The sequence below is a fragment of the Caulobacter sp. SRI_014 genome, assembly GCF_057586315.1.
Genome location: NZ_JBYCZQ010000004.1, coordinates 253,450 through 277,825, shown reverse-complemented (window position 1 = coordinate 277,825; position 24,376 = coordinate 253,450). Strand labels below are relative to the sequence as shown.

The following is a 24,376-nucleotide window of genomic DNA, read 5'->3' as shown; positions in this document are numbered from 1 at the left end:
CGACTATACCCGCCGTTCACGGCCTCGCACGCCGCCCGTCTCAAAGGTTCAAAAGACCCGATGCTCGCTACGATGAAGAAGCTGATGAAGTCCTGGTTTGCAGCCGTGCTGCTGGGACTGGTGATGATCAGCACCGCCTTCCTGGGCACGCAGATGGACGTGCTGGGCGCGATCACCGGCAATGCCGGCACCTGGATCGTCAAGGCGGGCGACAGCACGGTCACGCCCCAGCAGTTCAAGACCCTCTTCGAACGGGCCCGGAAGAACGCCGAGCAGCAGTACCAGCGTGAAATCACCACGCCCGACGCCATTCGCGGCGGTCTGGACAAGCAGGTGCTCGAGGAGCTCATGAGCACCGAGGCGATGGGCGCGGTCTTCAAGAAGATGGGCCTGAAGGTTCCGGCCTCGCTGGTCGACGAACAGATGAAGCAGCAGCTGGCGCAATACCCGGGGCTGTTCGACGAGATCACCGGCGAGCTGAACACCGACGCGCTGGCCAGGCTTCTGACCGACAACGGTCTGGACCTCGAAACCTACCGCAAGGGTCTGGAGGGCCAGATCATCGAGAGCCAGTTCGTCGGTTCGCTGACGGCCGGCTTCAAGGCGCCGCGCATCTATTCGGCGCTGCAGGGCGCCTACGGCCTGGAAGAGCGCGACCTTGAGTACTTCATCGTCACCCCGGCCAGCGTCGGCGCCGTGCCGCCGCCGACCGACGCCGAGATGCAGGCCTTCCTGAAGGAAAACGCCGCCCGACTGATGCGTCCGGAAATGCGGGTCATCAAGCTGGTCCGCTTCAACGCCGAAGAGTTCGAGGGCAAGGTCACGGCCGATCCGGCCGAGGTCCAGAAGCGCTTCGAGTTCCGCAAGGATTCGCTGTCGTCGCCGGAACTGCGCAGCTTCGTGCAGATCCCGGTCAAGAACGCCGGCCAGGCCAGCCAGGTCGCCGCCCGCCTGAACAAGGGCGAGGACCCGGCGGTCATCGCCAAGTCGGTCGGCGCGGAAGTGATCAACAACAACGACAAGCCGAAGTCGGCCATCTTCGACAAGGCCGTGGCCGAAGCGGCCTTCCGCCTGCCGGCCGGCGGCGTCAGCGGCGGCCTGCAGGGCGAGCTGGGCCAATCGGTGATCAAGGTCACCAAGGTCACCCCCGCCAAGACCGCCTCGCTCGAAGAGCACCGCGCCGAGCTGGAAGCGGACGTCAGGAAATCGGCCGCGGCCAACAAGGCCTATGAGCAGGCCCAGGCCTTCGACAAGGTCCACAGCCAGGGCGCGACGCTGGAACAGGCGGCCGCCAAGGTCGGGGCCACGGTGGTCACCCTGCCGACGATGACCGCCCAGGGTCAGGGCCTTGACCCCAAGAACCCGGTCAATCCGAAGGTCGTGACCAAGGAAGTTCTGGAAACCGCCTTCGGCCTGCCGGCCGGTTCGGACAGCACCCTGATCGAGGTCAGCGCCGGCGATCAGTTCTTCGTCCGCGTCGAGAAGATCATTCCGCCTTCGCCGCCGTCGCTGGACGAGGTGCGGCCGGAACTGACCAAGCTGCTGGTCGGTCAGAAGCAGGCCCGCATGATGCAGGACCGCGCCAAGGCCCTGTCGGACCGCGCCCGCAAGGGCGAGAGCCTGTCGGCCATCGCCGCGTCCGGCGGCTACAAGCTGGTCTCGCTGCCGAAGATGACCCGCCAGAGCGCGCGCCAACATGCGGCGCTGGGCAACGAACTGCTGACGACCGTCTTCACCGGCGCCACCGGCCAGGTGTTCGCCGTTCCGGTGCAGGGCGAAGGCGGCGGGCTGGCCGTCGGCAGGATCGGGGCGATCCGCCCCGGCGAGGTTGGCCAGATCGCCCAGGCTACCGAGATGGGCCGTCAGAGCTTCGCCCGCGATATCTACACCGACATCGACGCCACGACCCGCGCCTGGGCCAAGGACACGATCAAGCCGAAGTCCGACCGCACCCGCGCCCTGAAGGCTCTGGGTGAGGATCCGGCCGCCTATGAGGACAAGGCCGACAAGGACAAGCCGAAGGACGCCAAGTCCAAGTGACCCAGCAGGCCGCCCTCGAACCCTCTTTCGATGCGTTTGCGGCGGCCTGGGACGGCGGGCGGCCGCAGGTCGTCTGGACCCGGCTGATCGACGATCTCGAGACGCCGGTCTCGGCCTATCTGAAGATCGCCCGCGCCCGTCCCTACGCCTTCCTGTTCGAAAGCGTCGAGGGCGGCGCCTGGCGCGGCCGCTATTCCATCGTGGCCATGAAGCCGGACCTGGTCTGGCGCTGTCGCGGCGACAAGGCCGAGATCGCGGCCGGTGAGGACATAGCCGCCGACCGCTTCACGCCCCAGGACGGCGGGGCGCTGGACAGTTTGAGAGACCTGGTCGCCGCTTCGCGCATCGAGCTGCCGGCCGGACTGCCGCCGCCGAGCGCCGGGGTGTTCGGGGCTATCGGCTACGACATGGTGCGGCTGGTCGAGCGGCTGCCGAACGTCAATCCCGATCCGCTGGACCTGCCCGACGGGCTGATGATCCGGCCGTCGGTGGTGGCGGTCTTCGACGCCATCGCCCAGGAGATCCTGCTGGTCGCCCCGGCCCGGCCCCGCGCCGGGGTGTCGGCCAAACAGGCCTGGGACGAGGTGCAGGCGACCCTGGCCGAGGTGCTGGCCGATCTGGAAGGGCCGATGCCGGCCCCTGGTCCGGCGATGACGGCCGGGACCGTGACTTTCGAGCCGGGCGTCAGCCGGGGCCAGTACGGCGAGATCGTCGAGCGCTGCCGCGACTACATCGAGGCCGGCGACATCTTTCAGGTGGTGCCCAGCCACCGGTTCAGCGCCCCCTACGCGGGCCAGCCCTTTGCCCTTTACCGGTCGCTGCGGCGGACCAACCCCTCGCCCTTCCTGTTCTACCTGAACTTCGGGCCCTTCCAGCTGGTCGGTTCCAGCCCGGAAATCCTGGTGCGGCTGCGCGACAACAAGATCACCATCCGACCCATCGCCGGCACCCGTCCGCGTGGCGCGACGCCGGAAGAGGACGCGGCGCTGGAGGCCGAACTGCTGGCCGATCCAAAGGAACGGGCAGAGCACCTGATGCTGCTGGACCTGGGCCGCAATGACGTCGGCCGCGTCGCCCGTCTGCGCGAGGACGGCCGCAACGACATCGCGCCGACCGGCAAGGGGGCGTCGGTGCGCGTCACCCAGAGCTTCTTCATCGAGCGCTACAGCCACGTCATGCACATCGTCTCGAACGTCGAGGGTGATGCGCCGGACGGTCTCGACCCGGTGGACGTGCTGATGGCCGCCCTCCCCGCCGGCACCCTGTCAGGGGCGCCGAAGGTGCGGGCGATGGAGATCATCGACGAGATGGAGATCGTCAAGCGCGGCCTGACCTACGCCGGCGCCGTCGGCTATTTCGGGGCCGACGGGTCGGTCGATACCTGCATCGTGCTGCGCACCGGCCTGATCAAGGACGGCATGCTGTACGTCCAGGCCGGCGGCGGCGTGGTCGCCGACAGCGACGCCGACGCCGAGTACGACGAGACCCTGCACAAGAGCCGGGCGCTGCGGATGGCGGCGGAAGAGGCCTGGCGGTTCCGGTAGGCCCTAGGCTTCGCCGCCAAACCGCTCGCCCCATTCGGCCACCTGCTCGTCCTCGATCTTCTTGAACAGCACCTCGGGCGCGCGGATCGTCTGGCCGACCGCCAGCCGGTTCAGTTCCACCGCCGCGCCTTCGGTCGGCCAGGCCAGGGGCCAGCCCTGGTTGAAGGCCTCGGCGATCTTCTCGGCCGCGAACGGAATGATCGGCGCCGACAGTCGTGCGTAGAGGGCCGCCAGGTTGAGGGCCGTGCGCACGACGACCGCCGCCCGCACGGGGTCGGTCTTGATCGCCGTCCAGGGGGCGGCGACCTGCAGGTACTCGTTGCCCAGCACCCAGAGGGCGCGCAGGGCCTGGGCGGCCTTGCGAACCTCGATGGCCTCCAGCTGCGCCGTCAGGTCGGCAATGCCGGCGTCGATGTCGGCGCAGAGCTTGGCTTCCAGTTCTCCCGGCTCCCCGCCCTCCGGCACGACGCCCTCGAACTTGCTCTCGGCGAACTTGGCGATGCGGTTGACGAAGTTGCCCAGCACGTCGGCCAGGTCCTTGTTCACCGCCGACTGGAACTGCTCCCAGGTGAAGGCGGTGTCGGACCCTTCCGGCGCGTTGGCCGTCAGGTACCAGCGCCACAGGTCGGGCGGCAGCAGCTCGAGCGCCGTGTCCATGAAGACGCCGCGCTTCTCGCTGGTCGAGAACTTGCCGCCGTACCAGTTGAGCCAGTTGAAGGCCTTCAGCCGGTCGACCGTCTTCCAGGGCTCTTCGGAGCCAAGGATGGTGGCCGGGAAGCTGACGGTGTGGAAAGCGACGTTGTCCTTGCCCATGAACTGGACGTACTCGGTCCCGTCGGCGCCCTTGTCGGTGCGCCACCAGCGCTCCCAGTCGCCGTTGCCGGCCTCCGACCATTCGACCGTGGCGCCGATGTATTCGATCGGGGCGTCGAACCAGACGTAGAAGACCTTGTCCTCGAAGCCGGCGCGCGGGGCGCCGTCCTTGACCACCGGGATGCCCCAGGCGAGGTCGCGGGTGATGCCGCGGTCGATCAGCCCCTCATCCAGGTGCTTGTAGGCGATGGAGCGGGTCAGGTGCGGCCAGTTGGCCGAATTGCCGTCCACCCACTGGCGGATGCGGCTCTCGACCTTGGTCTGCAGCAGGTAAAGGTGGTTGGTGTCGCGAACCTCGATGTTCCGCGAGCCCGAGATCTTGCTGTAGGGATTGATCAGGTCGACCGGGTCCAGCAGGTTGCCGCAGTTGTCGCACTGGTCGCCCCGCGCCTTCTCGAAGCCGCAGTGGGGGCAGGTCCCCTCGACATAGCGGTCGGGCAGGAAGCGTCGGTCATCGACCGAGTAGACCATCTTGTCGGTCCGCTCTTCGATCAGCCCCTTGGATTCCAGAACTTCGGCGAAGTGCTGGGTCAGCCGGTGGTTGGGCGGATTGGAGCTGCGGCCGAACCAGTCGAACGACAGGCCGAAGGCGCGGCCGATGTCGTGCTGCAGCTGGTGCTGCTCGTCGCAATAGGTGCGCACATCCTGGCCAGCCTCGGCGGCGGCCAGCTCGGCGGGGGTGCCGTGCTCGTCAGTGGCGCAGATGTAGAGGACCTCGGCGCCCGTGGCCCGCTTGAAGCGCGCGAAGACGTCGGCGGGCAGCATCGACCCGGCCACATTGCCGAGGTGCTTGATCCCGTTGATGTACGGCAGGGCGGAGGTGATCAGAACGCGCGTCATGGGGCGCGGATATAGGCGAGGTCGCGCCTGAATGACAGTCATCCGGCAAAACCGCTTAACGCCGGGCGGCTTGACCCTATAAATGCCGGCAGGGACGAATTGTGGAGGGCGCGATGCTTGGTTCGATGACGCGGCGGCTGGCCGTGGCCATGACGGCGGTGGCGGTTCTGGGACTTGGCGCCTGCGAGGGCGGCGAGAAGGCCAAGAGCGATACGCTGAAGATCTACAACTGGTCGGACTACATCGACCCGGCGCTGCTTGAGGAGTTCACCAAGGAGACCGGCTACAAGGTCGTCTACGACACCTTCGATTCCAACGAGGTGCTGGAAACCAAGGTCCTGACCGGCGGCACCGGCTACGACATCGTCGCCCCATCGAACCACAACCTGCCCCGCTACATCACGGCCAAGGCCATCCAGCCGCTGGATTTCGCCAAGCTGCCGAACCGCAAGAACCTGTGGCCGGATCTGATGGCCCGCATGGAGCCGTTCGATCCCGGCGCGAAGTACAACGTCCCCTACATGTGGGGCACGATGGGCGTCGGCTACAACAAGGCCGAGGTGGCCAAGCGGCTGCCGGGCGCGGCGCTCGACAGCTGGTCGGTGGTGTTCGATCCCAAGAACCTGGCCAAGCTGAAGGACTGTGGCGTCTACTTCCTGGACGCCTCCGAGGACATGTACGCGGTCGCCCTGCACTACCTGGGCAAGGACCCCAATTCGAAGAACCCGGCCGACTATGAGGCGGCGACCCAGTTGCTGCTGAAGCTGCGGCCCTATGTGCGCAAGTTCCACTCGAGCGAGTACATCGAGGCCCTGGCCAACGGCGACGCCTGTGTGGTCATCGGCTACAGCGGCGACATCCTGCAGGCCCGCGACCGCGCCGACGAGGCCAAGAAGAATGTGGAAGTGGGCTACTTCATCCCCAAGGAAGGCAGCCAGGTGTGGTTTGACGTCTTCACCATTCCGGCGGACGCACCGAACCCCGAGGCGGCCTACAAGTTCCTCGACTTCATGATGCGGCCGGAGATCATCGCCCGGGCGTCCAACTCAACCAACTACGCCAACGCCAACCTGCCGGCGACCCAGCTGGTCAAAGCCGAGGTGCGGGATGATCCGAACGTCTACCCGACGCCGGAGGTCTTCCAGCGACTGTTCGTGACCACCACCAAGGACCAGGCGCTGGTTCGGGTGGTGAACCGCGAGTGGACCAAGGTCACCACCGGGCAATGAACACAACGGCCCAAAACACTCCAAGGGGGGGGCGGCCGGCAAAGGGCGCCGGCAAAAGGCTGAACATCGGAGCGGTGCGCAGCACGTTCGCGCCCTGGAACGATCCGGCCGCCACGCCGCTGGTCCGTTTTCAGGGCGTGACCAAGCGGTTCGGCGACCAGACGGCGGTCAACGACGTGTCGCTGGACATCTATCCGGGTGAGTTTTTCGCCCTACTCGGCCCCTCGGGCTGTGGCAAGACCACCCTGATGCGGATGCTGGCCGGGTTCGAGACGCCCAACGCCGGAACCATCACCCTGGCCGGACAGGACCTGGCCGGAATCCCGCCGCACCAGCGGCCGATCAACATGATGTTCCAGTCCTACGCCCTGTTCCCGCACCTGACCGTCGAGCAGAACATCGCCTTTGGTCTCAAGCAGGAGGGTTTGCCCAAGGGTGAGATCGCCGCGCGCGTGGTCGAGATGCTTGAACTGGTGAAGCTGAAGCCGTTTGCCCGGCGCAAGCCCGACCAGCTGTCGGGTGGGCAGAAGCAGCGGGTCGCCCTGGCCCGCGCGGTGGCCCGTAAGCCCCAGATGCTGCTGCTCGACGAGCCGCTGGGGGCCCTGGACAAGAAGCTGCGCGAGGAAACCCAGTTCGAACTGATGGACCTGCAGGTCGAGCTCGGCATGACCTTCCTGATCGTCACCCACGACCAGGAAGAGGCCATGGTCATGGCGGACCGCATCGCCGTCATGCGCGAGGGCGAGATCGCCCAGATCGGCCGCCCGGAAGAGGTCTATGAGACCCCGGCCAACCGTTACGTGGCCGAGTTCCTCGGTGACGTGAACCTGTTCGAGGCCAGGGTCAGCGCCATCGAGCATCCGATGGCCCGACTGTCAGCCGCAGGCGCCCCGGACGGCTTCTATGTGCTGGACGACGACTGCCCGCCGGCCGGAACCGCCGTGAACCTGGCGGTGCGGCCCGAGAAGATGCGCATCAGCCTGGAACCCCCGCCGGCCGGGACCCACAATGTGCTCTCCGGCGAGATCTGGGACATCGGCTACACCGGCGACTGGACCAACTACATCGTCGAGCTGCCGGGCGAGAAGCTGATCCGGGTCGCCAAGGCCAACGCCAGCCGCATCGTCGAGCGGCCCATCGGCTGGGACGACAAGGTCTTTGTGACCTTCGCCGACGACGCCAGCGTGGTGCTGGTCTCGTGAAGACGCAGAAGGCTCCGGGCCGGTGGCCGAAGCTGTCGGCGCTGATCCCCTACGCCTGGCTGCTGGTCTTCTTCGCCCTGCCCTTCCTGATGGTCTTCCGGCTGTCGCTTTCGGACAGCGCCCTGTCGATCCCGCCCTATGCGCCGCAGATCGACTGGAGCGCCGGGATCGGCGGCATCAAGGCCTTCTTCGCCGGCCTCGACCTCGAGACCTACAAGCAGCTGGGCAGCGACAGCCTCTACGCCAAGTCCTACGTGTCGAGCCTGCGGTTCGCGGCCGAGGGCACGATCCTGGCCCTGCTGGTCGGCTATCCGATGGCCTACGGCATGGCCCGCTGCAAACCCGGGACCCGCAGCCTGCTTCTCATGCTGGTCATCCTGCCGTTCTGGACCAGCTTCCTGATCCGGGTCTACGCCTGGGTCGGCATCCTCAAGCCCGAAGGTCTGCTGAACGCGGGGCTGGGCCTCATCGGCCTGCCGCCGGCGGATCTGCTCTACACGCCCGCCGCCGTGCAGATCGGCCTGGTCTACAGCTACCTGCCCTTCATGGTCCTGCCGCTCTACGCGGTGCTCGAAAAGCTCGACCACACCCTGCTGGAGGCCGCCGCCGACCTCGGCTCGCCGCCGTGGAAGAGCTTCTGGCAGGTGACCTTCCCGCTCTCACTGCCGGGCGTCATCGCCGGCTGCCTGCTCTGCTTCATCCCCATGGTCGGCGAGTTCGTCATTCCCGATCTGCTGGGCGGGCCCGGCTCGCTGATGATCGGCCGCTCTATCTGGATGGAGTTCTTCGCCAATCGGGACTGGCCGTTCGCCTCGGCGGTGGCGGTGGTCCTGCTGCTGACCCTGGTCGTGCCAATTGTCCTCTACCAGCGCCAGCAGGTGAAGGCCCTGGAGGCGGCGGCATGAGACGCGGCCCCTCCCCCTTCAATCTGGTCAGCCTGACCCTCGGCTTCACCTTCCTCTACCTGCCGATCCTGCTGCTGGTCGTCTGGTCGTTCAACGCCAGCAAGCTGGTCACCGTCTGGGGCGGCTTCTCAACCAAATGGTACGGCAGCCTGTTCCAGAACGACCAGCTGATGGCTGCCGCCTGGGTCACCGTCCGCGTCGGCCTGATCAGCGCCACCCTGGCGACAATCCTGGGAACCCTGGCCGCAGTCGCCCTCACGCGCCACGGCCGCTTCCGGGGTCGGACGCTGTTTTCGGGAATGAGCTACGCGCCGCTGGTCATGCCGGAGGTCATCATGGGGCTCAGCCTGCTGCTGCTGTTCGTCGCCCTGAAGATCGACCGCGGCTTCCTGACCGTGACCCTGGCCCACACCACCCTGACGATGGCTTACGTCGCCGTGGTCGTGCAATCTCGTTTGGCGAGCTTCGACAAGGCGCTGGAGGAAGCCGCGCAGGACCTCGGATGCACCCCGACCCGGGCCTTCTGGCAAGTCACACTGCCCAATATTTTCCCAGCGATTCTGGCGGGTTGGATGCTGGCCTTCACCCTGTCGCTCGACGATCTGGTTATCGCCAGCTTCACCAGCGGCCCGGGCGCCACCACCCTGCCGATGCGCATCTACAGCCAGGTGCGCCTGGGCGTGTCGCCGGAGATCAACGCCGTCTGCACGCTGCTGATCGGCATCGTCGCCGTCGGGGTGATCTGCTGGTCGATTGGTTCGAAATGGCGCGCTGGCGCCGTCAAACAGGCGGAGGCGTAGTTCCGAGGAGGACGTGATGAAAGGCAAGTTGCTCTGTGCAGCCCTGGCGTTGGCCGCTCTCGCAGGCCCAGTTCATGCCGCCGGGCTGACCTGCGAGTTTCGGACCGCTGACAACGGCGAACTCAGGGAAACCCTCAAGTTCAAGGTCGACGACAACGGCAAGGCCAGCCTCTGGCGCAAGCAGGAGCCGGGCCCGGTCATGAAGGGCGGGGAACAGTGGCTCAATGTCACCTACCACTCGGAAGGCCGGTTCTACGGTGAGGTGATGTCGGCCTTCGTCGTCGTGCACCCCAACCCGCTCGACCCGGCTCACCCTCTTCCCGCCGAAGTCTATTACGTCGACTGGAAAACGCCGCAGATTGCGCAGGTCTATACCGGAGAGGGTCGGAAGTTCATTGCGGTCCGCTACGGCTTCACCTGCGTGAGGACCGGCTAGCCCGCTCCGGCGCCTACTTGCTCTTGTTTTCCAGAAGCAACTGGCCTTCGCGCTGCACCTTGTCCCTCACCTTGCCGGCCAGCATTCCGAGGATGCCGGGCAGGACGATGTCGAGCTTGATCTCCTGCTCCAGCACATGCAGCGCGCCGGTGATCGTCTGGCCCATGGCCAGGGCGGTGAAATTCATCGTGTCGCCGGCCCAGGTCTTCTCGACCTTGGCCTGGCCGCCGCCGGCCAACTGTTGCTCGATCTTGCCGAAGCCTTCCTCGATCCGCTTGCGGGCCTCGGCCAGGCCAAGCTGGTGGGGGATGGTGATGGTCAGGGGCTTGGACATCGGCGGGTCTTTCAGGCTGGACGAAACGCGCGGTTTATCGCATGTGGGCGCCCTCGCTTGCAGGCACAAGCGCGCCGGCTTAGCTCAGCGGTAGAGCAGCGGTTTTGTAAACCGAAGGTCGCGGGTTCAATCCCTGCAGCCGGCACCATCCTGCTAGTGGCGCGGTTGCGGGCCGGCCGTCAGGTTCCAGATCAGCGCGTCGAAATTGGCCACCAGCCGCTTGAAGAACCTGCGCATGAGACCCTCCTGGCCCCCTCAAAGCGGGGCGTTCAGAGGCCAAACGTTAACGACGAACATTGGTTTCATCTGTTCGATGGCTGACAAAGCCGGGGCGGCTGCTAGGAACGGCTCATGACCAACCCCATCCGCGTCTTCATCGACGCCGACGCCTGTCCGGTGAAGGACGAGATCTACAAGGTCGCCGGCCGCTATGGCCTGAAGTCCTTCGTCGTCGCCAACAGCTTCATGATGGTCCCGCAGTCGCCGCTGGTCGAACGGGTCATCGTCGACGCCGGCCCCGATGTCGCGGACGCCTGGATCGCCGAGCGTTGCGGGCCGCGGGACATCGTCATCACCAACGACATCCCCCTGGCCGATCTCTGCCTCAAGGCCGGAGCCCAGGTGCTGAAGCCCAATGGCCGGCAGTTCACCACCGACAGTATCGGCTCGGCCCTGGCCACCCGCTCGATCATGGAACACATCCGCTCGACCGGCGAAATCACCGGCGGGCCGCCGCCGTTCGGCCGTGAGGACCGCAGCCGGTTTCTCCAGGCGCTGGACCAGGCGGTGAACATCGCCAAGCGACGGCCATGACGGGCGCCGAATCTGTCCTATAGTCCGCGGCAGTCTGGGGGAGCGTTCCGGTGGCCATAGTACCTGAGTTTGAAATCGGTGACGCCCTGACGCGCGCCGTCTCGATGTTCCAGCGGAACCTGCTGCGGCTTGGTGGCTGCATCGCCCTCGTCAGCTTCGGCTTCGCCCTCCTGCAGGTCGTCGCCACCCTCGTCTTCAACGGCGGACAGCTGGAGACCACTGGCGACGCTGGCTCAGGGATCGGCGGCTTCTTCAGCCTGCTGGGCACACTCGCCTCGGCCAGCTTCGTCTCCGGCGTCAACGGCTATGCGGCCCAGCTCGAACTGCGCGGTGAAAAGCCGACCTTCAGCGGCGCTTGGAACACCGGCTGGCGCTGCTTCCTGCCGCAGCTGGGGATCACGATCCTCCTGTGGCTGATGCTGATCATCGGCTGGACCTTCCTCCTCGTTCCCGGGATGATCATCGGCGTGCTGTTCGGCATGGCGCCGGCGGCCCAGGTGGTCGAGCGCAGAGGCGTCTTCGCGGCTTTCGGCGACAGCTTTCGGGCCAGTGAGGGCCGCAGGCTGGCGCTGTTCGGCTACTACGTCGTCTCGTACATCATGTTTATCGTCCTCCTGGTGGTGCTGTACTTCCTGCTGGCCGCCCTCTCCCTCGGCAGCATCATGGGGGCCGCGGCCGCTCAATCGAGTGGGCCGCCAGTCGCCCTGATCATCGGCCTCATCGTGGTCGGCATCCCGCTCTACATCTTCCTGATGGGGGCCATACCTCTGGCCTTGGGGTCGGTCACCTCGGCGGCCTACGCCACCCTGCGCCGGGATCAGTCCAATGAGAGCCTGAGCCGGGTCTTCGACTGACCGCGATTGGCCGTTGCCGAACGGCGGTCCCTCCTGCACGCTCCGGCCTTTCGACCCATCGGGTGGGAGGACCGCTACATGGACTTGATGTTCGCGCCGCTGCGCAAATACGCCGACTTCTATGGTCGGGCCACGCGTACAGAGTTCTGGCTGTTCTTCCTGTTCCGGTTCCTGCTGGCCATCGCCTTCTGCATAGCCTTCTTCGCCGTCGTCGGCGTTGACGTCGCCGCGGGGATCGAAGATCCGAGCCCGACTGCAATCGGCATCCTTCTGGCGGCGCTCCTGGTTTACCTGGCCCTGCTGCTGCCCGAACTGGCGGTGACGGTGCGACGTCTGCACGACCAGGACATGAGCGGCTGGCTGGCCCTGCTCAAACTGGCGCCGCTGGGCGACCTGGTGCTTTTCATCTTCATGCTGCTGCCGGGCACGGCCGGAACAAACCGCCATGGCCCTGATCCCCGGTTGGCCATGGGGGCACAGGACGGCATAGTCGCCTGACGGCTGAGCTTCACAGAACGGTGGTTGCCTGACAGGCGAGTGTCGGGCAGGCTCGATCCATTATCCCCAAGGCGGGGATCAACGGGTTGAAAGGGGCTGTCATGGATCTGATGTTCGCGCCGCTGCGCAAATACGCCGACTTCCAGGGTCGGGCTCGCCGCTCTGAGTACTGGCTGTTCACCCTGCTCCTGGTGATCGTCTTTATGGTGCTCTACGTCCCCATGCTCGCCTTCATGGGCGACTTTCAGGTGACGGGCGAGTTGAGCCCGATCGCCGGTCTGCTTCTGATGATCATCGGCGTCCTCGCCTTGGGCACGCTCATCCCGTCCATCGCGGTCACCGTCCGGCGGCTGCACGATACCGACCGCTCCGGCTGGTGGATCTTCATCAGCCTGGTGCCATTCGTCGGCGGCATCATCCTGCTGATCTTCGAGGTGCTGGATGGAACGCCGGGCCCCAACCGGTTCGGCCCCGATCCCAAGGGTCGCGGCGGCGACACCCTCAACTGAGCTGAAACCAACGGCTGGCGGATCATGGCGGCGCGGTCTATCGGTGCGCCGCCATGATCCCCGTTACCCCCGCCATCAATCTGGACGACAGCGAGGTTGAGCTCAGCTTCATCCGCGCGTCCGGGCCCGGCGGCCAGAACGTCAACAAGGTGGCGACCGCGGTGCAGCTGCGGTTCGACGTTCGAAACTCGCCGTCCTTCAACGACTACGTCCGCGAGCGGCTGGAAAAGCTGTCCGGATCGCGCCTGACAAACGACGGCGTCATCGTGCTGACCGCCAACCGTTTCCGCACCCAGGAACGCAATCGCGCGGACGCCATCGAGCGCCTCACCGCGCTGATTGCGGAGGCTGCGCAGCCGCCGCCGCCAAAACGTCGCCCGACTCGTCCCACCAAGGCTTCCAAGGAGCGACGGCTTTCGGCAAAGTCGCGCCGGGGGACGATCAAGTCGGGGCGGGGACGCCCGAGCGGCGATGATTAGCCTCAATCGCATAACGTTGTGATGCCGTTGAAAGCCTCACAGTCACGACCTATCTGACTCTTCAGCCAGGAAACTTTAGATGCGCAACGCCTTCGTCGCTTCCGGGATCATCGCCCTCGCGGCCCTCGCCGCCGCCTGCGGTCCAACCGCGCCGGAACCGGGCAAGACCGACTCCGCCCCTGCAACGCCGGCCGCGCCGCCCGCGCCCAAGCTGACCGACGCCGAGAAGGCGGCCATCCTGGCCACCCTGCCCGCGCCCTACAACACCGCCGACCTGGCCGCCGGCAAGCAGACCTTCGCCCTCTGCCAGTCCTGCCATACGATTACGCAAGGCGGCCCCGACAAGACCGGGCCCAACCTCTACGGCCTGTTCGGCCGCACGGCGGGGACGCAGGGCAGCTTCAAGTATTCCGACGCGCTCAAGGGCGCCGGCTTTACCTGGGACGCCGAGAAGCTGGACCACTGGCTGGCGAACCCCAAGACCTTCCTGCCCGGCAACCGCATGACCTTCGTGGGCCTGAAGGACGACACCAAACGCCGTGACCTGATCGCCTATCTGAAGGTCGAGACAGGCTACAAGCCGGGAGAATAGCCAGGACGCCATGGACGCACGGAGAGCGCTCCTGCTGCGGTTCTACAAGGCTCTCGACGCCAAGGACGTCGATGCGGTCATGGCCCTGTTGCATCCCGAGGTCGATTTCCCCGACCAGCTGAACGAGGACCGGCGCCTGATCGGCGTCGCGGCTGTGCGCGGCTACTACGAGAGGGCCTTCAGCATCATCGCCGGCGAGAGCACCCCGACCGCCTTCCACCCCCGCCCCGACGGGACCATGGAGGTGCGGGTTCATCACCATGTGACCAGCCTCGACGGCGCTCTGTGGCATGATGGTCCTGTCGACTACAGCTTCGGCTTTCGCGATGGTCTGATCGCGCGGCTGGATCGTTTGGATGCGTAGGGCCATGGTCAGCATGGAAGCCCGCAAGGCGAGCCTGGAGGCCCTCTACGAGGCCTACAACCGGCGTGACGTGCCGACCATGGTCGCCGGCTTGGACCCGCAGGCCGAGTGGATGGACATGCTTGAGGGCGTGCCGATCAAGGGCCGCGATGCGGTCGGGGCCTACTGGACCGAACAGTTCAAGCTGATGGACTTCGAAGTCACGCCCGTAACCATGGACGGCCTGCCCGACGGCCGGGTTGTGGTCACCGCCGCCCAGACCATGAAGCGGCCGGACGGGACCCTGTGGGGCAGCGACAAGGTCACCCACGTCATCACCTTCGGCGACGACGGCCTGATCCTGCGGATGGACCCGAGTTAGGCCAGGAGGTCGGCGCAGGCGTCGACGATGGCGTCGGCGTCCAGACGGTACTTCGCATACAGGTCGGGCAGGTCTCCCGACTGGCCGAAGCTTTCCATGCCCAGCGCGCGCACGCGCTGACCGCGCACCGAGCCCAGCCACGACAGGGCGGCGGGTGAGCCGTCCAGCACCGTCACCAGCACCGCATCGGGGGCCAGCGAGGAGAGCAGGGTTTCGGCCGTCGACGCGCGCGCCTCGCCGCCCGTCCAGCGGGCGCGGCCGGCTGCGGTCCAGTCGGCGTGCAGCACGTCGGGCGAGGTGACGGCCAGCAGGCCCGCCTCGGGCAGGTCCTCGAGAATAGCCTCGAAGGCGGCCAGGGCTTCGGGGGCGATGGCGCCGCTGTAGACCAGGGCCATGCGGGCTCCGGGCGCCGGTGGCTTCATCCAGTAGGCGCCCGCGATGACACCCTTGCGCCAGGCGTCGTCCGCGCGGACCGGCTGTTCCAGGCTGCGGGTCGACAGGCGCAGGTAGGTCGAGCCGCCATCCTCGCGCTGGATGCGGTCGAAGGCGTGGGCCATCAGCACGGCGGTCTCGTCGGCGAAGGCCGGTTCGTAGCTGTCCAGGCCGGGCTGGCTCATGCCGATCAGCGGGGTGCCGATCGACTGGTGGGCCCCGCCCTCCGGCGCCAGGGTCAAGCCGCTTGGGGTGGCGACCAGCAGGAAGCGGGCGTCCTGGTAGCAGGCATAGTTGAGGGCATCGAGGCCCCGGGCGATGAAGGGGTCGTACAGGGTGCCGACCGGAAACAGCCGCTCACCGAACAGCGACGACGACAGCCCCAGCGCCGCCAGGGCGATGAACAGGTTGTTCTCGGCGATGCCCAGTTCGACGTGCTGGCCGGTCTCGACCATCGACCAGACCTGGGCCGAGGGGATGCGGCGGTTCTTGAACACGTCCTCATGGGCCCGGCGATGGAAGACGCCGCGCCGGTTCACGAAGCCGCCGAGGTTGGTCGACACCGTCACGTCGGGCGAGGTGGTGACGACCCGGCCCGAGAAATCGTCGGTCCGCTTGGCGATCTCGAACATCACCTTGCCGAAGGCCGCCTGGGTCGAGATTTCGCGGTCCGCCGCGACCGCCGCCAATAGGTCGTCGGCGCCGGGCAGGGCCACGCTTGGCGCCACCTTGCGGCCGTCCTTGCGGGCGGCGAAGGGGGCCGTGTCGACCGTGTGGCGCAGGGCGGTGCGTTCGTTGTCGCCAAGGCCGGAGAAGATGTCCCACTCCTCGCCCTCGACGACGCCGAGCCGGCCGCGCAGCTCGGCGATCTGGGTCGGGGTCATCAGGCCCGAGTGGTTGTCCTTGTGGCCCTGGAAGGGCAGCCGCCAGCCCTTGACGGTGTAGGCGATGAAGAAGCGTGGAGCATCGTCCTCGGCGGCGCGTTCGAAGGCCTCCAGGATGGTCTCCAGACAATGGCCGCCGAGCTCGGTCATGACCATGGCCAAGTCATCGTCGCTGTAGCTCTCGATCAGCTTCAGCGCCTTGCTGTCGCCGGCCAGATCGGCGCTGAGCCGCTCGCGCCAGGCCTTGCCGCCCTGATAGGTCAGGGCCGAGTAGAGGTCGTTCGGGGCCGTCTCGATCCAGCTGCGCAGCGCCTCGCCGCCGGGACGGGCGAAGGCGGCCAGCTGACGCTTGGACCACTTCAGCGTCTCGACCCGCCAGCCGGCGGCCTCGAAGATCTCGCCATAGCGGGTGAACATCCGGTCGGACGTGGTCGCGTCCAGGCTCTGGCGGTTGTAGTCGACGATCCACCAGGTGTTGCGGACGTCGTGTTTGCAGGCCTCGATCAGGGCCTCGTAGATGTTGCCCTCGTCCAGCTCGGCGTCGCCCAGCAGCGAGATCATCCGCCCCATGGCGTCCGGCTTGATCGCCCCGCGCGCCGCCAGATAGTCCTGCGTCAGGCTGGCGAAGGCGGTCATCGCCACGCCCAGGCCGACCGAACCGGTGGAGAAGTCGACGTCGTCGATGTCCTTGGTCCGCGAGGGGTAGGACTGCGCTCCGCCGAGCGAGCGGAACCGCTGCAGCTGGTCGATCGTCTGACGGCCGAACAGGTGCTGGATGGCGTGGAACACCGGGCTGGCGTGCGGCTTGACCGCCACCCGGTCCTGCGGACGAAGGCTGCGGAAATAGAGGGCCGTCATCAAGGTGGTCATGGAGGCGCAACTGGCCTGGTGACCGCCGACCTTCAGGCCGTCGCGGCTCTCGCGCAGATGGTTGGCGTTGTGGATGGTCCAGCTGGCCAGCCAGAGCACCCGCTCCTCCAGCCGCCGCAACAGAGCGATGTCCTGCCGCTCCGGGCTCGCCGATCCGTCATCCATGCTCAAACGCCATCCAAAGCCGCAGAATTCGACCCTTCATAGGCGCGAGCGATGGCAAAGGCTACCGCTGCGGCGCCTTCTGACGGGACATCCGGGCTGTCTTCAATCTAGCCGCGCCGAAAGCCTTCAGCCATAACGGGTTCCACATCATCAGAGGTTGAGCCGCCCCGTGACCGACGCCCTAGTGCTGAGCCGCCTGAACAAGACCTTCGGCGGCAAGACGGCGGTGGCCGATCTCGATCTGACCGTACGATCGGGCGAGCTCTACGCCCTGCTCGGCCCCAACGGGGCGGGCAAGACCACCACCCTGCGCATGGTCGCCGGCCTGTTGGCCCCGACCAGCGGGTCGATCAGCGTCTTCGGCATCGACGCGATCCGCGACGCGGCCGCCGCCAAGGCCATCACGGCCTGGGCCCCGGACGAGCCGATGCTTTACGACCGGCTCAATCCGATGGAATACCTTGAGTTCGTCGCCGGCCTGTGGGGCGTCGACGGCAAGACGGCCCGCTTGAAGGCCGAGGAACTGCTGAAATGGCTGGGCCTGTGGGAAGAGCGGTCGCAGCGCTGCGAGGGCTTTTCGCGCGGCATGAAGCAGAAGACCGCTCTGGCCGGCGCCCTGATTCATGATCCCAAGCTGCTGATGCTGGACGAGCCCCTGACCGGCCTCGACGCCGCCATGGCCCGGCAGGTCAAGGACGTGCTGCAGGAGCGGGTGCGCCAGGGCGGCACGGTCATCCTGACCACCCACATCCTCGAGGTCGCCGAACGGATGGCCGACCGCATCGGCATCATCCAGGGCGGCCGCCTGCTGGCCGAGGGCACCCTCGAACAGCTGCGCGCCCAGGGTGGCCGCGGCGATACCAGCCTCGAAGACCTGTTCCTGCAGCTGACCGAGCCGGCTGCCGTCTGATGTTCAAGGCCGGCTCCATCCCCTGGCTCGCGATGCACGAGCTGCGCATGATGACGCGCGAAATGCGCCGCGACCGGGCGCGGGTCGTCCAGCTGGTCGCGCTGGTCATCTTCATGGGCGCCCTGATCGCCGGCGGAGTCGGGCTCGGCTTCCTGGTCCGGGAGTTCGGCCTGCCGCCGATCAATCCGTTGATCGTCACCATCGTCGACCTGGTCGTCCTGGTGATGTTCACGATGATGGTCTCCTCGACCCTCGCCCGCGCCGCCCAGGTCCTCTACATGCGCGACGACCTGGATCTGCTGTTCAGCTCCCCCATCCCGGCGCGCAAGATTTTGGCTGTCCGCTTCACCGGCATCGCCTTCAGCGTCACCGTCTTCTGGCTGTTCATCGCCTTCGGGCTTGTGGTTCCTATCGCCGTCCTGGGCGAACCCAGGGTCCTGGCCCTGTTGCCGGTGCTGCTGTCGCTCGGCCTGCTGTCCAGCGCCGTCGGGCTGCTGCTGACCACGGTCCTCTTCCGCCTGTTGGGTCCGCGCCGGACCAGGGTGCTGGCCCAGGTGCTGTCGGCTGTGATCGGGGCGGCTGTCTTCCTCGCCTTCCAGATGCCGAACCTGTTGCGGGACACCGACTACAGCTACGGCCGCATGAGCTGGCTTCGCCCCTATATCTCCGGCGAGGCCCACCTCAACCTGCCGCCGCACGCCGACCTGCTGCTTCGCGCGGTCCTGGGTGAGCCCGTCCCGCTGCTGATCGTCGTCGCCGTCTGCCTCGGCGCCTTCCTGCTGGTCACCCAGGGTCTGGGCCGCCGCTTCGCCCGCGACGCCTCCATGGCCATCGGCAGCGACACCGGCAAGAAGAAGGCCCGCAATACCGCCGCCTTCGCATCGGGCGCCTTCGCCGCCACCCTGCGCAAGGAGATGCGGCTGATATTCCGCGACATCGCCCTGTTCAGCCAGGTGCTGCTGCGGGTGCTCTATCTGCTGATCCCGGCCTTCATCCTCGTGCGCAACGCCAACTCCGGCCACATCCTGCTGCTGCCCTCCGGGGCGGCCTTCCTGGCGGTGATGGCCGGCCAGCTGTCCTCCAGTTTCACCTGGATCACGGTCTCGGCCGAGGACTCCCCCGAGCTGCTCGTCGCCTCCCCTGCCCCGATGTCGGTGGTGTCCCGCGCCAAGCTCTGGGCCGGGCTGATCCCGACCATGGTCATCATCGCCCTGCCCATCATCGGTGTCGCCGTCTGGTCGCCCTGGGTGGGATTGGTGTCGGCCGTTGGCGCCTTCGCCGCGGCCTGGGCCAGCGGCATGCTCAACATCTGGTACCAGCGTCCCGGCCGCCGGGCCGACTTCCGGCGGCGGGGGAATGTCCACTGGCTGCTGGTCATCCCGATCCTGCTGGTCGGCGGCCTGATCGCCGGGGCGACTTTCCTGGCCGCCGCCAAGATGATGTGGGCCATCGTGCCGGCCATCCTCGCGGCCGTCGGAATGCTGGCCTTGCGCCGCACCGATGCGCAGATCCTTGAGCGCCTGCGAACGCCGGACTAGGCGGGCTCTGACCAGAAAAGGCCCAAGAGGGCTGTGCTGTCGCAAGACTGTCGGTACACTGTCGTCTGTTCGCCGCTTTCGCGTCGATGGGACGCCGTAGCGCTGTCCGTCGGGGCGGCGGACGCTCCGGGCATCAACCGGTCAAGGACAGTCGATGAAGATCAACACGGTGATGGTGCTCAAGGCGCGGCGGCAAAGGTCCTGGTCACAGGACGAACTGGCCATCGCGTCGGGACTCAATCTCCGGACCATCCAGCGCATTGAACGCGATGGATCGGCCTCTCTTCAGTCGAGAAAGGCGCTCGCCGCCGCGCTCGACGTCGATGTTCAGGACCTCGAATGCGAGGAAGAAAAAATGCCCCAGACATGGGAATACAAGGTCGTTGAGACCAAGGACCGCAAGGCTCTTCAGCCGGAGCTGGACAAGGCCGGCGTTGACGGCTGGGAGTTGGTTTCCACCACCGCCATGTTCAACTCGATGATGACGAGCGTCGTCCACACTCTGTTCTTCAAGCGCCCTCGCGCCTGAACGGCGAGCCCTACTCCGCCGCCTTCTTGAGACCGGCGTCTTCCTGTTCCTCGAAGGCCTCGATCTGCTTGGCGGTGTACTCCGGCGACTTCGTGAAGCGGGCCAGCAGGTTGTAGAAGATCGGCACGATGAACAGGGTCAGCATCGTCGAGATCAGCACCCCGAAGAAGATTACCACCCCGATGGTCTTGCGGCTCTCGGCCCCAGCCCCTGCCCAGAGGACCAGCGGCAGGGCGCCGAAGCCGGCCGAGATGCTGGTCATGATGATCGGGCGCAAGCGCAGGGAGGCCGCCTCGATGACGGCCTCGCGAATGGACTTGCCCTCGTCGCGCATCTGGTTGGCGAATTCGACGATCAGGATGCCGTTCTTGGCGGCGATGCCAATCAGGATGACCAGACCGATCTGACTGTAGGTGTTGATCGTCGAGCCGGTGATCAGCAGGCCGAACAGCCCGCCGAGCGCCGCCAGCGGCACGGTCAGCATGATCACCGCCGGGTGTATCCAGCTTTCGAACTGCGCCGCCAGCACCAGGAAGACCAGCAGCAGCGCCAGGCCGAAGGCCAGGCCGACGGCCCCGGACGCCTCCAGGAAGTCGCGGGCCTGACCGCCCCAGGCGATGGTAACCGACGAGCTCTGCTGCTTCTCGGCCTCGGCCTTCAGGAAGTCGATGGCGTCGGCGACGGTGTAGCCGGGGTTCAGCTGCATGGTCAGGGTGATGGCCCGCAGGCGGTCGACGCGGGGCCGGTCCGGCACGTCGCCGCGCACCTGGGTGGTGACCACGCTCGACAGCGGCACCAGGGCGCCGGAGCCGGAGCGGACATAGAGGGTGTTCAGGTCGTCGATCGTCCGGCGCCGCTCAAGGTCGGTCTGGACGATGACGTTATATTCCTGGCCGTTCTTGATGTAGGTGCCGACCCGGCGCGAGCCGAACATCGTCTCCAGCACCCGGCCGACGGCCTGGGCCGAGACGCCGACGGCGGCGGCCTTGTCGCGGTCGATGTCGACCGACAGGCGCGGGGCGTTCGGCTCGTAGTCGATGCGCGGCCGGGCCATGCCCGGGTTCTCCTGCGCCGCGGCCAGGACGGGCTGCAGCCAGCGATTGATCTCGGCGTAGTCGTTGCCGAGCGCGATCAGGTCGACGTTGGCGCCGCCGCCCCCACCGCCGCCGCCACCGCGCTGGAAAGGGCCGCGCACACTGGCCACGGCGCGGACGCCGGTGATGCTGCTGAGGGACTTGTTGAGCTCGGCGGCGACCTCGTCCGAGGTCATCTTGCGCTCGCCCCAGCCCTTCATGACCACGACGCCGTTGCCGGTATTGAACTGGGACTGGCCGAAGCGCGGGACGCTGATGATGTACCGGGCGGCCTCGCCCTGGTCGTAGTATTTCTTCAGCTGCTTCTCGACCTCGTCGGCGGCCTTCATCGTGTACTCGAAGCCGGCCCCTTCCGGTCCGTTGATGCTGACATCGACCCGGCCGCGGTCCTCGTTGGGCACCAGTTCCTGCGGCACGACCTTGAACAGCAGGGCCGCCAGGCCAAGCAGCACGACGACCAGGACGATGGCCCCGACGCTGGCCGCCCGCCAGCCCAGCATCATGTCCAGGCTATCGTGATAGGAGGTGCGCAGCCGCGCCATGCCGGCGTCGACCTTGCGGGCCAGCCACCCCTCGCTCTGGGCGGGGCGCAGCAGCTTGGAGGCCATCATCGGCGACAGGCTGAGGGCCAGCAAAGCCGAGAAGGCCACGGCCGAGGCGATGGCGACAGCCAACTCGACGAACAGGCGGCCGATGTAGCCGGGCAGGAACATCAACGGCGCGAACACGCTGATCAGCACCACCGTGGTGGCCACGACGGCGAAGAACACTTGGCGCGTGCCGCGCATGGCCGCGACGGCCGGCGGCTCGCCCTCGTCCACCCGCCGCTGGATGTTCTCGACCACGACGATGGCGTCGTCGACGACCAGGCCGATGCTCAGCACCAGGGCCAGCAGGGTCAGGAGGTTCAGCGAGAACCCCAGGGGGGCCAGGACAATGAAGGTCGACAGCAGGCAGATCGGGGCCACGACCGACGGAATGATCGCCGCCCGCCAGCTGCCGAGGAAGACGAAGTTGACCAGCGCCACCAGGAAAAGGGCGATGCCCATGGTGATCCAGACCTCGTGGATGGCCTCGGAGGTGAATTCGGAGCTGTCGACGGCGACGATCAGGTCGGTGCCGGCCGGCAGGGTCTCGTTGATCTTGGCGACCTCTTCCTTGGCCAGCTCGGCGATCTTCAGATCGTTGGCCTGGGACTGGCGGGTCAGGGCGATGCCGATCTGGTCGATGCCGTTGCCCCGAAATTCGCGGCGGCGCTCGTCGGCGCCTTCCTCGATGCGAGCGATATCGCCCAGGCGGGTGACATAGGCGGGGTTGTCGATGCCCTCGCTCTGCACGCGCCCGGTGTTGGCGTTGGTCGAGGTGGCGCCGGCAACGCCGGTGGCGGCGACGCTCGCCTGGCTGCCCGCGCTGGCGGCGCGGACCGGCAGCTTGGCGAAGTCCTCGGGCCGCGAGTAGCCGCGGTTCACCCGGATCGTGAAGTCCTTGCTCTGGCTCTCCAACGAGCCGGCCGGCAGTTCGACGTTCTGGCTGTTCAGGGCCGTCTCGACATCGTCGACCGTCAGCCCCCGGGCCGCCATGGCGTCGGCGTCAAGCCAGATGCGCATGGAGTAGAGCGGCGCCCCGGCCAGGCCGACGGTGGCAACCCCCGGGATCGTCGACAGCCGTTCGACCAGATAGCGGTCGGCGTAGTCGGCCATCTCCAGACGGCTGAGCGTCGTGGAGGTCATGTTGAGGATGATGATCGGCGAGCCGTCGGCCGTGGCCTTGGCGATCTGCGGCGGGTCTGCCTGGTCGGGCAGGTTGGCGGTCACGCGGGAGACGGCGTCGCGCACGTCGTTGGCGGCCGTTTCCAGATTGGTGTCCAGGGTGAAGGTGATGTTGACCCGGCTGGTCCCGTCACGGCTGGAACTGTTGACCCGGTCGATGCCCTGCACGCCCGAGACCTGGCGCTCGATCACCTGGGTGATCCGCTCCTCGATGACCTCGGCCGAAGCGCCGCGATAGTTGGTCGAGATCGACACCACCGGCGGGTCGACGTTAGGCAACTCGCGGATCGGCAGGGCGGTGAAGGCCGCCAGGCCGATGACGCAGAGGATAATGGCGGCGACGGCCGCGAAAATCGGACGACGTACGGAAAGGTCCGAGAGCATCAGTTGCGGCCCTTGGCGCTGGCTCCGCCCTTGCCTTCAGGCCCACCGCCCTGTCCTGGCAGCCGCACCTGCTGGCCGTCCTGAAGGCGGTTGAGGCCGTCGGCGACCACCTTGTCGCCGGCCTTCACACCCTCCCGGATTTCAACGAAGCCGCTTTCATTGACGCCGGGCGCCACCAGAACCTTGCGGGCCACCGTGCCCTTGTCGCGCGCGGTGATGACAAAGACGAAGGCCTGGTCGCCCTCGTACTGCACGGCGCTCTCGGGCACCGACAGGGCCATGCGCTGACCGTGCTCGACGTTCACCCGCATCATCATGCCGGGCTTGATGCGGCCACCGGCGTTGGCAAACTCGGCCCGGGCAGTGATGGCCCGGGTGGCGGTGTCGATGCGGGTGTCGACCTGGGCGATGCGGCCGTTGATCGCCTGGTCGGGATAGGCGTCCGGGGTCGCGGTGATCGGCGCCCCCTGGCGAAGGACCGACAGGTAGCGGTCCGGAACATCGAAGTCGACGCGGATGAGGCCCAAATCGTCGAGGCTGACGATCGGTGATCCGGGGCTGATCAAGGCCCCCGGGGCGATGTCGCTCAAGCCCACGACCCCGGCGAACGGGGCGCGGATGACCCGGTCACCCTTGCGGGCTTGGGCGGCCTTGACGCTGGCGCGGGCGGTTTCCAGCGCAGCCATATACTGTTCGGCCGTGGCGCGCGGGGCGATGCCCTTGTCGGCCAGGGTTTTCCAGCGGACGTAGTCACGCTCGGCCTGGTTCAGCCGGGCCTGGGCCTCGGCGACGCCCGCGTCCTGTTCGGTAGCCTTCAGGGTGACCAGGATCTGGCCGCGCGAGACGGCCTGGCCGTCGCGGAAGTGCACCGCCGTCACCAGTTCGGCCGCATCGGAGGTGATCGTCACCGACTGGCGGCCCTTGGCGACGCCGAGGACGGAGATCTTGTCCGCGAACGGCCGCTCCGCAACCACGACGGGGGCCACGCTGGCCGCCCGGCCGCCGCCGCCGCCAGGACCGCCCTTGCCCTTGGCCTCGCCGCCCGTGGCCATCTTCAGGCCGCCGAGCACCACCATCAGCAGCAGAACCGCGCCGGCGGCGATCAGAAAGAAATGACGACGGACCACA

23 protein-coding genes and 1 tRNA gene are annotated in these 24,376 nt (G+C 67.1%); 19 read left to right on the top strand and 5 right to left on the bottom strand.

The features are described 5' to 3' along the window. Positions 1-60: 60 nt before the first annotated feature. Both AC2YG9_RS12300 and trpE read left to right on the top strand, forming a co-directional pair. On the top strand, positions 61-2,040 hold the full coding sequence (locus AC2YG9_RS12300) for a peptidyl-prolyl cis-trans isomerase (protein ID WP_487298263.1): 1,980 nt from the start codon (positions 61-63) through the stop codon (positions 2,038-2,040). Further along, a complete protein-coding gene (gene trpE / locus AC2YG9_RS12295) occupies positions 2,037-3,584 on the top strand; it encodes an anthranilate synthase component I (RefSeq protein WP_487298262.1) in 1,548 nt (515 codons plus the stop codon). The genes AC2YG9_RS12300 and trpE overlap by 4 nt, the downstream gene beginning before the upstream one ends. A 3-nt stretch (positions 3,585-3,587) precedes the next feature. Here trpE and metG read toward each other — a convergent pair whose 3' ends face one another. After that, positions 3,588-5,297, bottom strand: coding sequence for a methionine--tRNA ligase (gene metG, locus AC2YG9_RS12290; protein ID WP_487298261.1), 1,710 nt, complete (start codon positions 5,295-5,297; stop codon positions 3,588-3,590). Between the two features lie 113 nt (positions 5,298-5,410). Here metG and AC2YG9_RS12285 point away from each other — a divergent pair, with 113 nt between their 5' ends. The 5 genes from AC2YG9_RS12285 (at position 5,411) to AC2YG9_RS12265 (ending at position 9,869) form a co-directional block, all read left to right on the top strand. Next, positions 5,411-6,526 (top strand): polyamine ABC transporter substrate-binding protein, encoded by a 1,116-nt coding sequence (locus tag AC2YG9_RS12285; protein ID WP_487298260.1) that lies wholly within the window; start codon positions 5,411-5,413, stop codon positions 6,524-6,526. Between the two features lie 74 nt (positions 6,527-6,600). Beyond that, positions 6,601-7,728 (top strand): ABC transporter ATP-binding protein, encoded by a 1,128-nt coding sequence (locus AC2YG9_RS12280; RefSeq protein WP_487298259.1) that lies wholly within the window; start codon positions 6,601-6,603, stop codon positions 7,726-7,728. Continuing rightward, positions 7,725-8,633, top strand: coding sequence for an ABC transporter permease (locus AC2YG9_RS12275; RefSeq protein WP_487298258.1), 909 nt, complete (start codon positions 7,725-7,727; stop codon positions 8,631-8,633). The genes AC2YG9_RS12280 and AC2YG9_RS12275 overlap by 4 nt, the downstream gene beginning before the upstream one ends. Next, positions 8,630-9,433, top strand: a complete 804-nt coding sequence (locus AC2YG9_RS12270; RefSeq protein WP_487298257.1) for an ABC transporter permease — start codon at positions 8,630-8,632, stop codon at positions 9,431-9,433. The genes AC2YG9_RS12275 and AC2YG9_RS12270 overlap by 4 nt, the downstream gene beginning before the upstream one ends. 16 nt (positions 9,434-9,449) lie before the next feature. Beyond that, complete coding sequence (locus tag AC2YG9_RS12265; protein ID WP_487298256.1) at positions 9,450-9,869, top strand: hypothetical protein; 420 nt, start codon at positions 9,450-9,452, stop codon at positions 9,867-9,869. 13 nt (positions 9,870-9,882) lie between these two features. Here the strand turns inward: AC2YG9_RS12265 and AC2YG9_RS12260 are convergent, their stop codons facing one another. Further along, a complete protein-coding gene (locus AC2YG9_RS12260) occupies positions 9,883-10,203 on the bottom strand; it encodes a polyhydroxyalkanoic acid system family protein (RefSeq protein ID WP_487298255.1) in 321 nt (106 codons plus the stop codon). A 73-nt stretch (positions 10,204-10,276) separates the two neighbouring features. On the opposite strand from AC2YG9_RS12260, the gene AC2YG9_RS12255 reads away from it, so the two are divergent. The 9 genes from AC2YG9_RS12255 to AC2YG9_RS12215 all read left to right on the top strand — a co-directional run bounded on the left by AC2YG9_RS12255 (position 10,277) and on the right by AC2YG9_RS12215 (position 14,673). Beyond that, positions 10,277-10,351, top strand: a tRNA-Thr gene (locus tag AC2YG9_RS12255). Positions 10,352-10,554: 203 nt separating this feature from the next. Then, a complete protein-coding gene (locus AC2YG9_RS12250; protein ID WP_487298254.1) occupies positions 10,555-11,016 on the top strand; it encodes a YaiI/YqxD family protein in 462 nt (153 codons plus the stop codon). Positions 11,017-11,066: 50 nt separating this feature from the next. Then, positions 11,067-11,870 carry a hypothetical protein gene (locus tag AC2YG9_RS12245; protein WP_487298253.1) on the top strand — a complete coding sequence of 268 codons (804 nt, stop codon included), beginning with the start codon at positions 11,067-11,069 and terminating at the stop codon, positions 11,868-11,870. Between the two features lie 78 nt (positions 11,871-11,948). Beyond that, positions 11,949-12,368 (top strand): DUF805 domain-containing protein, encoded by a 420-nt coding sequence (locus tag AC2YG9_RS12240; protein ID WP_487298252.1) that lies wholly within the window; start codon positions 11,949-11,951, stop codon positions 12,366-12,368. Between the two features lie 101 nt (positions 12,369-12,469). Continuing rightward, on the top strand, positions 12,470-12,877 hold the full coding sequence (locus tag AC2YG9_RS12235; RefSeq protein WP_487298251.1) for a DUF805 domain-containing protein: 408 nt from the start codon (positions 12,470-12,472) through the stop codon (positions 12,875-12,877). A 53-nt stretch (positions 12,878-12,930) separates the two neighbouring features. Next, positions 12,931-13,356, top strand: a complete 426-nt coding sequence (arfB, locus tag AC2YG9_RS12230) for an alternative ribosome rescue aminoacyl-tRNA hydrolase ArfB (RefSeq protein WP_487298250.1) — start codon at positions 12,931-12,933, stop codon at positions 13,354-13,356. A 79-nt stretch (positions 13,357-13,435) separates the two neighbouring features. After that, entirely contained in the window at positions 13,436-13,948 is a 513-nt protein-coding gene (locus AC2YG9_RS12225; RefSeq protein ID WP_487298249.1) for a c-type cytochrome, read from the top strand. A 10-nt stretch (positions 13,949-13,958) separates the two neighbouring features. Then, complete coding sequence (locus tag AC2YG9_RS12220; protein ID WP_487298248.1) at positions 13,959-14,312, top strand: nuclear transport factor 2 family protein; 354 nt, start codon at positions 13,959-13,961, stop codon at positions 14,310-14,312. Beyond that, positions 14,305-14,673, top strand: coding sequence for a nuclear transport factor 2 family protein (locus AC2YG9_RS12215; protein ID WP_487298247.1), 369 nt, complete (start codon positions 14,305-14,307; stop codon positions 14,671-14,673). The genes AC2YG9_RS12220 and AC2YG9_RS12215 overlap by 8 nt, the downstream gene beginning before the upstream one ends. Here the strand turns inward: AC2YG9_RS12215 and AC2YG9_RS12210 are convergent. Next, entirely contained in the window at positions 14,670-17,024 is a 2,355-nt protein-coding gene (locus AC2YG9_RS12210) for a transketolase (protein WP_487298246.1), read from the bottom strand. The two genes, AC2YG9_RS12215 and AC2YG9_RS12210, sit on opposite strands and share 4 nt — an antisense overlap. Before the next feature lie 169 nt (positions 17,025-17,193). Here AC2YG9_RS12210 and AC2YG9_RS12205 point away from each other — a divergent pair, with 169 nt between their 5' ends. The 3 genes from AC2YG9_RS12205 (at position 17,194) to AC2YG9_RS12195 (ending at position 20,001) form a co-directional block, all read left to right on the top strand. Beyond that, positions 17,194-17,934, top strand: a complete 741-nt coding sequence (locus tag AC2YG9_RS12205; protein WP_487298245.1) for an ABC transporter ATP-binding protein — start codon at positions 17,194-17,196, stop codon at positions 17,932-17,934. Further along, positions 17,934-19,472: a putative ABC transporter permease subunit gene (locus AC2YG9_RS12200; protein ID WP_487298244.1), complete on the top strand. Its 1,539-nt coding sequence runs from the start codon at positions 17,934-17,936 to the stop codon at positions 19,470-19,472. The genes AC2YG9_RS12205 and AC2YG9_RS12200 overlap by 1 nt, the downstream gene beginning before the upstream one ends. 154 nt (positions 19,473-19,626) lie before the next feature. After that, positions 19,627-20,001: a helix-turn-helix domain-containing protein gene (locus AC2YG9_RS12195; RefSeq protein ID WP_487298243.1), complete on the top strand. Its 375-nt coding sequence runs from the start codon at positions 19,627-19,629 to the stop codon at positions 19,999-20,001. A 10-nt stretch (positions 20,002-20,011) separates the two neighbouring features. On the opposite strand, the gene AC2YG9_RS12190 is transcribed toward AC2YG9_RS12195, so the two are convergent. Together AC2YG9_RS12190 and AC2YG9_RS12185 are read right to left on the bottom strand one after the other, a co-directional pair. Beyond that, positions 20,012-23,248, bottom strand: coding sequence for an efflux RND transporter permease subunit (locus AC2YG9_RS12190; protein ID WP_487298242.1), 3,237 nt, complete (start codon positions 23,246-23,248; stop codon positions 20,012-20,014). Further along, on the bottom strand, positions 23,248-24,375 hold the full coding sequence (locus AC2YG9_RS12185; protein WP_487298241.1) for an efflux RND transporter periplasmic adaptor subunit: 1,128 nt from the start codon (positions 24,373-24,375) through the stop codon (positions 23,248-23,250). The genes AC2YG9_RS12190 and AC2YG9_RS12185 overlap by 1 nt, the downstream gene beginning before the upstream one ends. Between the last annotated feature and the right edge of the window lies 1 nt (position 24,376).